Origin of the sequence: Flavobacterium sp. 140616W15 (assembly GCF_003668995.1) — a bacterium.
Taxonomy (GTDB): Bacteria; Bacteroidota; Bacteroidia; order Flavobacteriales; family Flavobacteriaceae; genus Flavobacterium.
Genome location: NZ_CP033068.1, coordinates 4,490,506 through 4,504,403, shown reverse-complemented (window position 1 = coordinate 4,504,403; position 13,898 = coordinate 4,490,506). Strand labels below are relative to the sequence as shown.

The 13,898-nt window shown below is 28.8% G+C and carries 13 protein-coding genes and 1 pseudogene; 11 read left to right on the top strand and 3 right to left on the bottom strand.

Annotated elements, in window-relative coordinates; genetic code table 11:
* Nucleotides 1-39: 39 nt before the first annotated feature.
* Complete coding sequence (locus EAG11_RS19750; protein ID WP_129540690.1) at nt 40-387, bottom strand: helix-turn-helix transcriptional regulator; 348 nt, start codon at nt 385-387, stop codon at nt 40-42.
* Between the two features lie 153 nt (nt 388-540).
* Between EAG11_RS19750 and EAG11_RS19745 the strand changes: the two genes are divergently transcribed.
* The 3 genes and pseudogenes from EAG11_RS19745 to EAG11_RS22950 form a co-directional block, all read left to right on the top strand.
* Nucleotides 541-738 (top strand): hypothetical protein, encoded by a 198-nt coding sequence (locus EAG11_RS19745; protein WP_129540689.1) that lies wholly within the window; start codon nt 541-543, stop codon nt 736-738.
* A gap of 102 nt (nt 739-840) precedes the next feature.
* Nucleotides 841-1,218 (top strand): hypothetical protein, encoded by a 378-nt coding sequence (locus EAG11_RS19740; protein WP_129540688.1) that lies wholly within the window; start codon nt 841-843, stop codon nt 1,216-1,218.
* Nucleotides 1,219-1,449: 231 nt separating this feature from the next.
* Nucleotides 1,450-1,640 (top strand): annotated as a pseudogene (locus EAG11_RS22950) (aspartate kinase); the annotation flags it as partial.
* A gap of 74 nt (nt 1,641-1,714) precedes the next feature.
* Here EAG11_RS22950 and EAG11_RS19730 read toward each other — a convergent pair.
* On the bottom strand, nt 1,715-1,954 hold the full coding sequence (locus EAG11_RS19730; RefSeq protein ID WP_242499207.1) for a hypothetical protein: 240 nt from the start codon (nt 1,952-1,954) through the stop codon (nt 1,715-1,717).
* An 847-nt stretch (nt 1,955-2,801) separates the two neighbouring features.
* Between EAG11_RS19730 and EAG11_RS19725 the strand changes: the two genes are divergently transcribed.
* The 5 genes from EAG11_RS19725 (at nt 2,802) to EAG11_RS19705 (ending at nt 7,231) form a co-directional block, all read left to right on the top strand.
* Nucleotides 2,802-2,954 carry a twin-arginine translocase TatA/TatE family subunit gene (locus EAG11_RS19725; protein WP_129540686.1) on the top strand — a complete coding sequence of 51 codons (153 nt, stop codon included), beginning with the start codon at nt 2,802-2,804 and terminating at the stop codon, nt 2,952-2,954.
* A 145-nt stretch (nt 2,955-3,099) separates the two neighbouring features.
* Complete coding sequence (locus tag EAG11_RS19720; RefSeq protein WP_129540685.1) at nt 3,100-3,732, top strand: hypothetical protein; 633 nt, start codon at nt 3,100-3,102, stop codon at nt 3,730-3,732.
* A gap of 163 nt (nt 3,733-3,895) precedes the next feature.
* Nucleotides 3,896-4,417, top strand: a complete 522-nt coding sequence (locus tag EAG11_RS19715; RefSeq protein WP_129540684.1) for a redoxin domain-containing protein — start codon at nt 3,896-3,898, stop codon at nt 4,415-4,417.
* A gap of 7 nt (nt 4,418-4,424) precedes the next feature.
* Complete coding sequence (locus EAG11_RS19710) at nt 4,425-6,578, top strand: peptidase domain-containing ABC transporter (protein WP_129540683.1); 2,154 nt, start codon at nt 4,425-4,427, stop codon at nt 6,576-6,578.
* Nucleotides 6,579-7,045: 467 nt separating this feature from the next.
* The gene (locus EAG11_RS19705; RefSeq protein ID WP_129540682.1) at nt 7,046-7,231 is read left to right on the top strand and encodes a hypothetical protein; all 186 of its coding nucleotides are present in this window, start codon (nt 7,046-7,048) and stop codon (nt 7,229-7,231) included.
* A gap of 714 nt (nt 7,232-7,945) precedes the next feature.
* Here EAG11_RS19705 and EAG11_RS19700 read toward each other — a convergent pair.
* Nucleotides 7,946-8,284, bottom strand: a complete 339-nt coding sequence (locus tag EAG11_RS19700) for a helix-turn-helix transcriptional regulator (protein ID WP_129540681.1) — start codon at nt 8,282-8,284, stop codon at nt 7,946-7,948.
* 324 nt (nt 8,285-8,608) lie between these two features.
* On the opposite strand from EAG11_RS19700, the gene EAG11_RS19695 reads away from it, so the two are divergent.
* The 3 genes from EAG11_RS19695 to EAG11_RS19685 all read left to right on the top strand — a co-directional run bounded on the left by EAG11_RS19695 (nt 8,609) and on the right by EAG11_RS19685 (nt 13,898).
* Entirely contained in the window at nt 8,609-12,040 is a 3,432-nt protein-coding gene (locus tag EAG11_RS19695; protein ID WP_129540680.1) for a hypothetical protein, read from the top strand.
* Between the two features lie 63 nt (nt 12,041-12,103).
* Nucleotides 12,104-12,661 carry a hypothetical protein gene (locus EAG11_RS19690; protein ID WP_129540679.1) on the top strand — a complete coding sequence of 186 codons (558 nt, stop codon included), beginning with the start codon at nt 12,104-12,106 and terminating at the stop codon, nt 12,659-12,661.
* Between the two features lie 166 nt (nt 12,662-12,827).
* Nucleotides 12,828-13,898 (top strand): glycosyltransferase, encoded by a 1,071-nt coding sequence (locus EAG11_RS19685; RefSeq protein ID WP_129540678.1) that lies wholly within the window; start codon nt 12,828-12,830, stop codon nt 13,896-13,898.

Below are 13,898 nucleotides of genomic sequence, written 5' to 3'. Positions count from 1 at the left end.
AATAATAAAGGCTTCTCTTTTTTAAGTGAAGCCTTTATTTTATGGTTTCCGTTTTCTTTTTAAATCTTTAATTGTTTTTTTCAACTCTTTAATTCGCGCTTCATATTGTTCTACGACTTTATCCGACAATTGATTTATAATAAGCGTTTCATTTAAATCATTAGTAGTTTCTTCATCTTGTCGTATATCATTTGTCACCAATTCTTCAGGGGTTATCTTGAAAAGCTCACATATTTTATTAGCATAACTTGCCCAAGAACTACTCTCTCCTCTCTCAATCCTAGCATAAGCCGATTGGGATAAGTGCAAATAATCTGCTACTTGCTCTTGCGACATATCCTTACTTTTACGCAACTTTTTAAGCTTATTTCCTATAATTACATTCATAATTTAACTTTTTGCAATAACAAACATAAGAAATAAACTATATTTAATTTGAAATAGGTTTGAAATAGTCAATTAACGCATAAGATTTATCTAAGATTCAGACATATATTTGTTTATACAATATATTATTACTAACCATTAAATTATCATATTATGAAAAAATTAGAATTAAATCAAATGGAGAAACTAGAAGGTGGATTAAAACATGCTGATGCTAGTTGTAAATCAATCGCTGATGGATTAGGTGGTGTGTCTATAATTTTTGGAGCTGCTTCTTGGTGGACTGGAGCTGGAGCTGGGTTTGCATTAGGGCTTGCAGCTGTCGCTTATGGAGTTTCGTTAGCATGCTAAATTAAATACATTTTGAGTCAAAATATTTGTTAAACCAAATACTTTGACTTTGTTAAACATATAAATTATGAAAAAATATCCCTGATTAGAGAAAACAATTATATGATAAACTTTAGAGCACTGAAAATATACGTTGACGATGTTTTTTATGATTATATTGAGCCCAAAGAGTTAGAAAAACAAATTGAAATTAAGATTGGAAAAGAACTTGAAATTAAGGTTAAAGTTGGCTGGTGTAGTTCTAATATTATAAAAATACTACCAGAAGATAACCTAAAAGCAATAAGAATTACTAGTCAAATACAAAATGGATTATTTCTTTTAATATTTTGTTCATTTTTCTTAGGTGGTATTTTGCGTATTGCAGATATAATTAATATTCATTTAGCTTTTGGTTTACAGATTCCATTAATAATAATCGTTTATTGGCAAACCCTAGGTAAAAATACTTTTTTAAGGCTAACAAAAAATCAAAATTAAAGTAGATGAGAAATAACTCCCTTTCATAAACAGTATCTAAATGAGGTTCCTTTTTATTATACTTATTAATTTTTTGTATCCTTTATTCTCAATTTTATAAATATACCTAAACGTTTTTTATAATTTTCTTATTCTTTCAATTACTTTAGTTCTAATTGGGGAGTTCACAAAAGTAACATTACGTTGATAAATTATTTTACAACTCAATAGCAGAAAACTTACCTCTCAATATTTGAAAATTTCAATGATTTGAATGCTATCCTTTCGAAAAAATTCAAAGTTGATTTCAGTGAGAAGTTACCCTATATACTATTCGTCATTTTGATGATAAAGTTGCTGAAACTGTTGAAGAAAACAAAGTAGTTTTACTAAAGCAGGTAAGTCGTGAAACCATGCAAGTAGTAACAAAAGACATCGATTAATTTTCTTTAAAAAAGTTAATTACATAATTCACAATAAATAACAAAGGCTTCACTTAAAAAGTGAAGCCTTTGTTTTATGGTTTCCGTTTTGTTTTTAAATCTTTAATTGTTTTTTTCAACTCTTTAATTCGCGCTTCATATTGTTCTATCACTTTATCTGACAATTGATTTATAATAAGTGTTTCATTTAAATCATTAGTAGTTCCTTTATCTTGTCGTATATCATTTGTCACCAATTCTTCAGGGGTTATCTTGAAGAGCTCACATATTATATTAGTATCACTTGCCCGAGAACTGCTCTCGCCTCTCTCCATCCTAGAATAAGCCGATTGCGATAAGTGCAAATAATCTGCTACTTGATCTTACGACATACCCTTACTTTTACGTAAAATTTTTAACTTATTTCCTACAGTTGCATCCATTATTTAACAATTTAAAACAACAAACATAAGAAATAAATTACATTTAATCAAAATCAGGTTTAAAATAGTTAATTAACGCATAACATTTATCTAAACTTCAGACATATATTTGTTTATACAATATATTATTACTAACCATTAAATTATCATATCATGAAAAAATTAGAATTAAATCAAATGGAGAAATTAGAAGGGGCTTAACTGCAAAACAATATTCTTGTGCAATGTCAGGTCTTGCTGCAGGAATTGGCGCAGGAATGAATCCCTTAGTTGGAGGTTTAGTAACCGCCGCTTGTTTTTTATATTAGTTAAAAGCATTAAAATAAAAAATAAGTAACAATCTAGTATTAGACTACTGAATGTTATATTTCATTCAGTAGTTCTTTTAAAAATTTAAAAGCATTATGGATAACGGTTATAAATTTATTGTAATACTAATAATAATTATTGGAGTTAGTCACCAATACCATTTGAGAAAAAACAAAAAGAAGTAAATCGAAACTTTTTAAGAAATCCTATTATCATTACTACAATAAAATAATTATTCCTTTATTAGGAAGCTAATCTTATTTTGGTTCATAAAAAATATTATGAATAATTCAGTATTAATTTTATCTCTTCTAGTTGTAATAATTGAGTTAGGATATCGATTTAATAAAAAAAGGACTAATAAGTAATTAATTTAAAAGCAGCCTTTTAACAAATTTTGTTTAAGGTCGCTTTTATTAAAACAAAACCTATGGGAAGATTAGGAACTACAGAAATAATACTTATAATCTTTGCAATAACTTTATTGTTTGGCGGAAAAAAAATCCCTGAATTAATGAAAGGAATTGGAAATGGGATAAAAGAATTCAAAAAATCATCTAAAGAAGAAGACAAAAAAACATAGCCTCATACTTATTTAATTAATTATATTAAGATCTATTTATCTGATAATTAATTACCGATGAGACTTCTGGCGATAAAACATCCAGAATTCTAATATTCTGTTACATACTAGAAGCATTTTAGCTATTTTAAAATTTATAATAACAATGAAGAGTCCTCTTGTAAAATGTATATTATTTTCTATTCTATTAATTCTAATTTCTGAAATTACAAAAATAGCTTTAGACATTGATAAATTACTTTACAATACAATAGCAGAAAAACTTACCACTCAACAATTGAATCATTTTTTCGAACTTCAGAATAAATGGAAGTGGATTTCTTATGTTTTTTTTCCAATATACATTGTAATCAAAACAAGTATAATTGCAACAGTATTGTATGTGGGTACTTATTTTTTCATTCAAAAAGAAGTAGGGTATAACTCTTTATGGAACATTGTAATTAAAGCTGAGTTTATATTTTTATTGGTAGCCACAACTAAAATTATTTGGTTTTATTTTTTTCAAACCAACTACGATTTAGAAGATATTCAATATTTCTACCCATTGTCAGCACTAAATATAGTTGGATATAGGGGATTAGAAACTTGGTTTATTTATCCTTTTCAAACTCTTAATTTATTTGAGTTGGCATACTGGCTTATTCTTGCTTATTTCATTGGCAAAGAAACTGATACGAATATGGACAAAGGACTTAAAATTGTAGCTTATAGTTATGTACCTGCTTTATTATTATGGGTAACAACAGTAATGTTTTTTACACTTAATTATTCTTAAAATATCTAAAACCAGAAAAATATTTCTTGTTATATGCTCTATCATGCTTATTTCGCATGTTGTTCGATATTTCTTTTATAATATACATTACTCAGACTTTTCTAGGTACCGTTACCATAATTTTAATTATTATCTCATTGATTCAAAATAAAGAACTACAAAAATGAAAAAATATCTAAAAATTACTCTTCTTATAGCATTTATGGGTATTTTACTTTTTTTAGGTCACAAAATAGTATCTAAAATAAATCAAAAAAAAGAAATTGCTCAAAACATAAAAAGCATTCCTGAATTTTTATATCAAGATATAAATGGAGGACTTTTTACCAAAAAAAATCTAAAAAAAGGAACTGCAACTATTTTTATTTATTTTAATACAGAATGCGAATTTTGCAATGAAGAAGCTAAAATGATTAAAGAAAACATGAAGTATTTAAATGATTTTCAATTAATTTTTGTCTCATTTGAAAAAAACGAAAGCATAAAAAAATTTGCTCAGGAATATCAACTAAATACGTATAACAACATTCATTTTCTATGTGATGACAAAGTTACTTTCGCTTCTACTTTTGACATAAATACATTACCTTATTTAATACTTTATGATAAGGAACAAAACTTAATAACTAAAATAAAAGGACAAATAAAAATCGAAACTTTGATCCAAAAAATGAATGCCAATTAAAATTATAATGAATTTAAAACACATACAACAAACGCACACCTCACAATTAGACCAATCCGATTGTGGTGTAGCCTGTTTATTGTCAATAATAAAATTATATAACGGAAACCAGTCTATCGAAAAACTTCGAGAAATAAGTGGCACAAACAAACAAGGTACTACGATACTGGGCTTATACCAAGCCGCCAATAAATTAGGATTTAATGTCGAAGGCTGTGAAGCAGATATCCAAGCTCTTATTGACCACAAACAGCCTGTAATTTTGCATGTTTTAATCGAAAACAAACTACAACATTATGTAGTTTGTTATGAATATAATGAAAACAAGGGCTTCTTGATTGGAGATCCTGCAAAAGGAATTTATAATTTACCTACAGAAGAATTAGAGAAAATTTGGATTTCAAAAACTTGTTTAACGCTAGAACCAAACGAGAATTTTACAACCGAAAAAGCAGAAAAAAACGCTCAGATAAAATGGTTTTTAAATCTACTAAAGGAAGATTATAAACTTATTTGGATATCTGTTTTATTAGGTGTATTTATTGCTGGTTTAGGAATGTCTATGGCTTTATTTTCTCAAAAATTAATAGATGATATTTTACCTTCACATAATATCAAAAAGTTAATCTCAGGAATTTCTTTATTACTTATCTTGCTCTTAGCCAGAGTTGTAATAACTGTTCTACAAGAGTACTTTTTATTGCAACAGTCTAAAGATTTTAATAATCGAATAAACAATTCATTTTTCTCCTCTCTATTACAATTACCAAAACCCTTTTTTGATACTCGAAAAATAGGGGAACTTGTGGCAAGATTAAACGATACACAGCGTGTACAAAATGTAATAAAAATGCTCACAAGTACTTTAGTCATAGATGTTTTAGTAGCTATCATTTCATTACTATTTTTGTTTAGTTATTCTTGGAAATTGGGTTTGATTTCCTTGCTAAGTTTACCAATTTATTTTTTTATAATTTATCGAAACAATAAAAAAATAATAGATTCCCAGAAAGATGTCATGCAAAGCTATGCCCTAAACGAAAGCAATTATATCAATAGCATTCAAGGAATTTCAACTATAAAAAACGACAATAAACAACCTGTCTTTAATAAACTAAATGAACAGATTTTTGCTAATTTTCAAGAAAAAAAATTCAATCTGGGAAAAATAAATATCTCTTTATCATGGCAATCTGGCTTAGCTAGTGTTGTCTTTTCAATTAGTATTTTGATTTACAATTCTATACAGGTTTTTAATAAAGAAATAAAAATTGGTGAATTAATGGCTATTTTAGGTATCATAAGTTCTTTGTTACCCTCTATCGCTAATCTAGCATTAATATCAATCCCAATAAATGAGGCTAAGATTGCTTTTAATAGAATGTACGAATTTGCATCGATAGAAAAAGAAAATGAAGAAGGTTTGGAAGTTTTTTCAATTGAAAAAATTTCAATCCAAAATCTTTCTTTTCGCTTTGCAGGAAGAAGTGAACTTTTTCATGATGTAAACATAGAAATGAAAAAAGGCGAGTTTATTGCTATTGTTGGAGAAAGTGGAAGCGGAAAAAGTACTTTAGGTCAAATACTACAGCGCTTTTATAATTTTGAAAACGGAAATATCATACTAAACAATAAATACCCACTTAAAGAAATTAGTATTAAATACTATAGGGATTTATTGGCAGTAATCCCTCAAGAAATTACCATTTTTAACGGAAACGTTATTGATAACATTTTACTCGGTAAAGAAGAAACGCCAGAAGGCTTCATGAAGTTTATAGAACAATATGGTTTTGATTTCTATTTTAGCCAATTACCTCAAGGTATAACAACTATTCTTGGTGAAGAAGGTATCAATTTGTCTGGAGGTCAAAAACAGATTATAGCTTTGGCTAGAGCATTATACAAAAAGCCTCAATTGTTAATTCTTGATGAGGCTACTGCTGCAATGGACCGAAACACAGAACAATTTACTATAGATCTCTTGCAAAAAATTAAAAAAGAATGTGCTGTTTTTTTTATCTCACATCGTTTAAACATACTAAAAAATATAGCTGATACTATTTATATTTTAGAAGATAAAACAGTATCTATATCAGGAAATCATTTAGAGCTAATGGGAACTAAAAATTTTTATAGTACTTATTGGGAAAACTTGTAAACAACTTTCATTATATAAACTATGAAATTTAATAATATAAAAAAATCTGTTTTTATCTACAACTACGTCTTTAGTCCTATCACAGTCGTTATAATGTTCTGCGTTCTTTTCTTTGATGGAGACTCTATCTCTTTTCAAAAAATAATCGATCATAAATCTGACCCTAAACTTTATTTAGCAATTGTATTAGCAATAGTTTTTCTCTTATTTTTAAGACATGGAATGAAATTTCGAAAAGATGACAAAAAATGAAAATTTTTAAAGACAAACCCAAGTTTCCTTATTGATGAATTTTATATTCTAAATAACACAAAAAAAAATAAACATTTTAAAATCATTCAAAAACAGACTAGAAGTAACCGATTTTAGCATAACACTTCTTTAAAGTTACATATAAATTTGTCTTATAAATAAACTATTACTAACCATTAAATTATCATATTATGAAAAAATTAGAATTAAATCAAATGGAAGATTTGAATGGAGGAAAAATCACTCATAGTTGTATGATGTCCATTGGTAATATGGCGTTGGGCCTAATTGGAATTGGGTTATTAACAATAGGCACTGCAGGAGTTGGAGCTATTACTGTAGCTGCGCTAGGGGGCTTATCTGGAGCAATTGGGATGAGTGAATGTCGTGGTCAAATTTAATTTATTATTTGATTTCTAAAAAAAGCTTAATAATCGTTAATATAGATATGATAATAAAAAATTAGCTTTTTTATTATCATATCTATTTCAATTAAGTTTTTCACAAAACCATATTAATATAAAAAATGTCATGAATAAAAATTTTATTTTTATACTAATTGCTATCCTAAGTACTTTCTTTTTATTGTACAGTATACTTGTAGTTAAAACCTTGTCTAGTTTAATTACACCGGTTCTAGTTCTAATAACAACAGGTATTGTTTATTATAGTAATCGGAGCAAAAAAAACAAATAACACAATCAATTCAATACAAACTACACATAAATATATATTAGAAGCATCCAAAAATGTTTCATTAACTTTTATACTAGAATAAATGAATATTTTTCAAAAAATACGCAAAATAGGGATATCTCAGTTTGTTTGTTTTATTTTTATAACAACTGCAATGTTTTTTTGGTCACGCTTTTTTAGTGATAAAGAATTTAGTTGGAACACTATATATGAACATCGCGCAGACATAAAAATGTACATTACCTTATTGTACGGATTTATATCGGCCCTTTTTATACATGTTGGGATATTATCTTGTTTTAAATTCCCACCTTCAAATAAAATTAAATATGAGATAAACAGACATTCTAATTCTAGATAACTTAATTTCTTTTTATGCCCTTTTCAAGGTTTCATATTTAGTGAAACCTTGTTTATCATTATAAATCTCGCTTTCTTTTTAAATCTTTTATTACTTTTTTCAACTCTTTTATTCGCGCTTCGTATTGTTCTATCACTTTATCTGACAATTGGTTAATGATCAAAGTTCCATTTAAATTGTTGCTTTCTTCTTTATCCTCTTCCTTAATTAAATCTTCTGGACTTATCTTGAAAACCTCACATATTGTATTAATATGGCTAGCCCATGAACTACTCTCTCCCCTTTCTATACGTGCATAAGTAGATTGCGACACACGTAAAGAATTCGCTACTTGTTCTTGCGACAAATCCTCACTTTTACGCAATTTCTTAAGCTTATTACCTACAAATATATTCATGATCTCACTTTTAGTTTGTAAAAATATAAGAAATATTTTACTATTACACGTGTTTAGAATAGAAAAAAACAATTCCGCCATAAAATTATTTTAAAACTATTTCTAGATTTGTATCACACAGATCTAATAATAACCACTAAACTACCCCAAAAAACAAACTTGCAGATCCTCAATTATTCGAAAAAAAAATAATTTATATTCTTTAGTTGTGATCAAAAATCTAAAAAACACATCTTTATAACATTCTTTAATTCATTGATAAAAACCTTACTTAAATTTCACAATTATAAATACTACTTTTGAGGTTTTGGAGTTAAAGTATTTATGATTAAAAAATTACTATTTTGGATTGTAATTATCTTTTGTTCTGGACTTCATGCCCAGGAGATAAACTCGCACTATAAAATCAAAAAAATTGGTTTTTCTCGAGATACAATTCATTTAGAAAATTACAGTATTAACTCTAGTTTTTTTAAACTTTTCGACAGCAACAAAACACTTATCGATAGCACTTTATACAAAATAAACTTTCAAAAAGGAACATTACTTTTAACTGAAAAATTAACTTCAACCACTGATTCTCTAATAGTTGAGTATTTAAATTTTCCTGACATATTAACCAAAGAGTATAAAATTTATGACTCTAATAGAATTGTAAGTAATGGAGCAACCTCCGAATCATTATACCAAATCCAACCTAAAAACACAAAAACGGTTACGCCTTTTGATGGATTAACTACTTCGGGAAGTATCACTCGTGGAATAACTATTGGCAATAATCAAAACACAGTATTAAACTCTAATTTAGACCTTCAGATTACAGGAAAAATATCAGACAATGTAAGTATTCGTGCTTCATTACAAGACAATAATATTCCGCTACAAGATGGGGGCTATTCTCAAAAACTAGATCAATTTGATAATATTTTTATAGAACTCTTTAGTAACAATTGGGCATTACGAGCTGGAGATATTTTTCTTGAGAATAAAAAAACACAATTCCTTAATTTTGATAAAAAAGTTCAAGGACTTGCTGTAAATTTTAATTTTGGTGATGCTGACAGTAAAACAAATGTTTTTGCTTCAGCGGCATTAGTTAGAGGTCAATACGCTAAAAGCACTCTCACTGGGCAAGAAGGTAACCAAGGCCCTTATAAATTAACAGGCCAAAATGGGGAATTATATATATTAGTGATTTCGGGTTCTGAAAGAGTATATGTAAATGGTATTTTATTAAAACGCGGAGAAAATAAAGATTATACTATCGATTATAATGCTGGTGAAATTACTTTTACTTCACTTTTTACCATTACTTCTGAAATGCGAATAAGTATTGAATACCAATATTCAAATCAAAACTATACCCGATTTGTAACGTACGCTGGTGTTACTCATGAAAATAAAAAGTGGAGCTTTGGAGGATATCTATATTCAGAAAATGATTTAAAAAATCAACCGTTACAACAAAATTTGACCAAGGAACAGGTTGCAATATTAAGTAACGCAGGAGATGATACAAATGCTATGATTGCTCCCTCAGCATATGCAGATACCTATTCTGACAATAAAATACTTTATAAAAAAATAATAGCAAATGGAGAGGAAGTTTACGAATTCTCTAACGATCCGAAAGATGAATTATACAGTGTAAAGTTTAACTTAATTGGTTCACAATCTGCTAATTATATCCTTAAGAATGTAAATACTATAGATCGTATTTATGAATATGTGCCACCAGTAAATGGGATCCCGCAAGGTAATTATGCTCCAGTTATTAAACTTGTTGCTCCTATAAAAATACAAGTAGCTACCTTTTTAGGCAAATACAATCCAACTGAAAAAACAAATTTTGATTTTGAAATTGGGGTTAGTAACAATGATGCAAACTTATTTTCGAATGCACAAGATAGCGACAATAAAGGAATCGCTACCAAAATAAACGCAAAGCAACGTTTGTTTACCAAAAGCTGGAATCTGGATGCATTTATAAACTATCAATTTATTCAGGAAAATTTTAAATCGGTTGAACGCCTTTATAATATAGAGTTTGATCGGGATTGGAATCTTCCCGCAACACGATTTGGCAACCAGAGCTTACTGATTTCTGGATTAAACTTCGATCTTTTTCCTCAAAAAAAATCATCAGATATAGGATTAGTTACCTATCAATTTGAAAATTTAGAATTTACCGAAAACTATTCCGGAAGCCGTCAATCTATTAGTGGACTCTTTAGATTGAAAAATTGGTCCATTCAGAATCAAGGTAGCTTACTCAATAGCAACAGTAATATATCGACCTCTAAATTTTTAAGAAACCAAACCCAAGCTCGTTACCATTTTAATAAAAACTGGATTGGTGGTACATTACAACTCGAAGATAATCAGGAAAAAAACAAAGATACCAATCAATTTTCGGCTTTAAGCCAACGATTTAATGAATATGGTTTATTTATAGGCCGAGGCGATAGTACTAAGGTTTTTGTAGAATTAGGTTTTTTACGACGAAGCAATGATAGTTTACAAAACGGATTATTACAACATGTAAACAATTCTCAAACATACTACTTGAAATCAAAATTGATACAAACTACCAAAAGTGATTTGTCTCTATATGCAAGTTATAGGGTATTAAATTTTGAAGACGCTACTAAAAAGAGAGAGCCTTCTTTAAATTCAAGAATTCTATATAACGATCGCTTTTTTAATCAGTTTATCCAAACTACTACAGCATACGAAACCAGCTCAGGAACGATGCCTCAACAAGATTATACATACATCGAAGTGCCCGCGGGGCAAGGAGTATATACTTGGAACGATTACAATAACAATGGAATTCAGGAACTACAAGAGTTTGAAATTGCTGCATTTATTGATCAGGCAAAGTACATTCGAATCTTTTTACCTAATCGGGTTTATATAAAAACAAATCAGAATAAATTCTCTCAATCAGTAACCTTAAATCCAAACCAATGGATAAATGAAACTGGTATAAAAAAAGTAATCTCTTATTTTTATAATCAAACTTCATTTATATTAGATCGCAAAGTAAAAAGTAACGGTGATCGTTTTGAACTTAACCCTTTTAATTCCTCTGATGAAAATGTATTGGGCTTAAATTCTAGTTTTAGAAACAGTTTGTTTTATAATCGAGGCAAACAAAACCATTCAACAACTTATACCTATTTACAAAACAAAAGCAGAAACTTACTTACAATAGGTTCGCAACAAGCCACAAACAGTTCACATCAATTGCAATATTCTCATTTATATGATAAGAGTTGGTTGTTAAGCTTTTTCACCAAAACCATCCAAACCGACCTTATTTCTGAAAGTTTTCCCGAAAAAAACTATAAGCTTACTGGCTATCAATTAGCTCCGAAAATCAGCTACTTATTTTCTAAGAGTACAAGCTTAGATTTCTTTTATGAAATTCAGAACAAAGACAATCAAATTGGCGATGAAGAAACCTTAAAACAAACCCGTTTGGGAACCTCATTCTCTTATGCTGGAGAGAAAAAAATAACATTAAATGGAGAGTTTTCTTTTTACCAGAATAAATTCACAGGCAATGAATTTTCATCTGTAGGCTTTCAAATGCTGGAAGGCTTACAGACAGGCCAGAATTTAGTATGGAGATTGTTATTACAAAAAAATATTACACAATTTTTAGATGTCAATCTAAACTATCAAGGGCGAAAAGCCGAAATTGGAGCTACTATTCATACAGGAAACATTCAACTAAGAGCTTATTTTTGATGCATTTTAAAAAACATTACAATTAATTGATTAATTTTATTATGAATTTTAACACCTTAAAACATGAAAAAACTATTATTCCTTTGTTTTATGTTAGTTTTCTCTAGTAATTTTTACGCTCAAGAAACTGCTGTAAAAACAACTAAAGCCAAAGCTAAAACAGAAGCTGCTAAAGAGAAAAAAAAGGCTGCTGACTCTAAAACTGCAGCAGAGAAAAAAGCTACTAAAGAAAAAGCAACAGCTACCAAAAGTGTAGACGACAAAGTTGCAAAAACAAAAACAGATGCCAAAGCTAAGACCACTAAAGCAGAGGAAGCTGCTACAAAAAAAGCTGCCAAAGCAAAAACAGATGCTAAAAGTGCAACTGATGATGCTACTAAAAAAGTAACTAAAGCTAAAGCTGACACAAAAACAGCGACTGAAAAGGTAGAAAAAGCTAAAGCTGATACTAAGGCAACATCAAAAACTACTACAAAAAAGGTTAAAGAAACTAACGAAAAGGCTCCTAAAGTAGCAGATAAAATTACTGGTGAATATAATGGTAAAAAAGTATATACTGGCCCAAGAGGCGGTAAATACTACATTAATTCTAACGGAAATAAAACTTACATTCAAGACTAAATAACTTGTTCTTGATAAACTAAAAAAAGGTTAGACTTCTTATCATGTCTAGCCTTTTTTAATTTACTAAAATAATAACTTAATATTTTAGTAATCATTTATAAATAAGGAAAACACTTACTATTTGTAACTTTCGCAGGGTTAACTTAACATAACCCAATTCTATATGAATTTAGATTCAACCAATAAAACCATTCTTATTGCTCCATTAAATTGGGGTTTAGGTCACGCCACAAGATGTATTCCTATAATTAAAGCACTACAGGAAAACAATTATATTCCGATAATCGCTTCTGATGGCATTGCTTTAGAATTATTACGAAAAGAATTTCCTTATATCCAAACATTAGAACTGCCTTCCTACCAAATAGAATATGCAAAAAATGGCAAAAACTTTAAATGGAAATTAATCAAAAATAGTCCTAAAATGATTGAAGCTGTTCTGGATGAGAAAAAGATGGTGAAGTCCTGGATAAAAAAATATGGCATTGATGGTATTATTTCTGACAATCGCTTAGGAGTTTACTCTAACAAAATACCTTCGGTTTTTATCACGCATCAATTAAATGTGATGACAGGAAATACTACTTGGCTTACCAGTAAATGTCATCAATACTTTATAAAGAAATATACTGAATGCTGGGTTCCTGATATAAAAAAGAAGCCCAATCTTACTGGTGAATTAGGTCATTTAAAATCCAAAAAAATTAAATTAAAATACATTGGTCCTTTAAGTAGAATGCGTAAGAAAGAAACGCCAAAAGTATATGATTTAATGGTTATCTTATCGGGACCAGAACCTCAACGAGGCTATCTTGAGGAAAAATTAAAAAAAGAAGTACTTCGCTACAAAGGGAAAGTGGTTTTTGTAAAAGGCATCGTCGAAAAAGATCAAAAAAAGGAAGTCATTGAGAATGTTACCTATTACAACTTCATGAATACACGACAACTAGAGCAAACTTTTAACGAAAGTGAACAAATCTTATGTCGTTCTGGTTACACAACCGTAATGGATTTGGTTAAATTAGAAAAGAAAGCTTTTTTTATACCTACTCCTGGTCAATATGAACAATTATATCTGGCAGAGAAATTACAAGAAGAAGGTCTTGTTCCTTACGCATTACAAGATGATTTTAAAATTGAAGATATCGCAAAAATCAACGAATATAAAGGATTACCTCAATACAAAAAGAAAGCAAAATGGAGTTCATTATTTTCCGTTTTCGAAAAACAATAA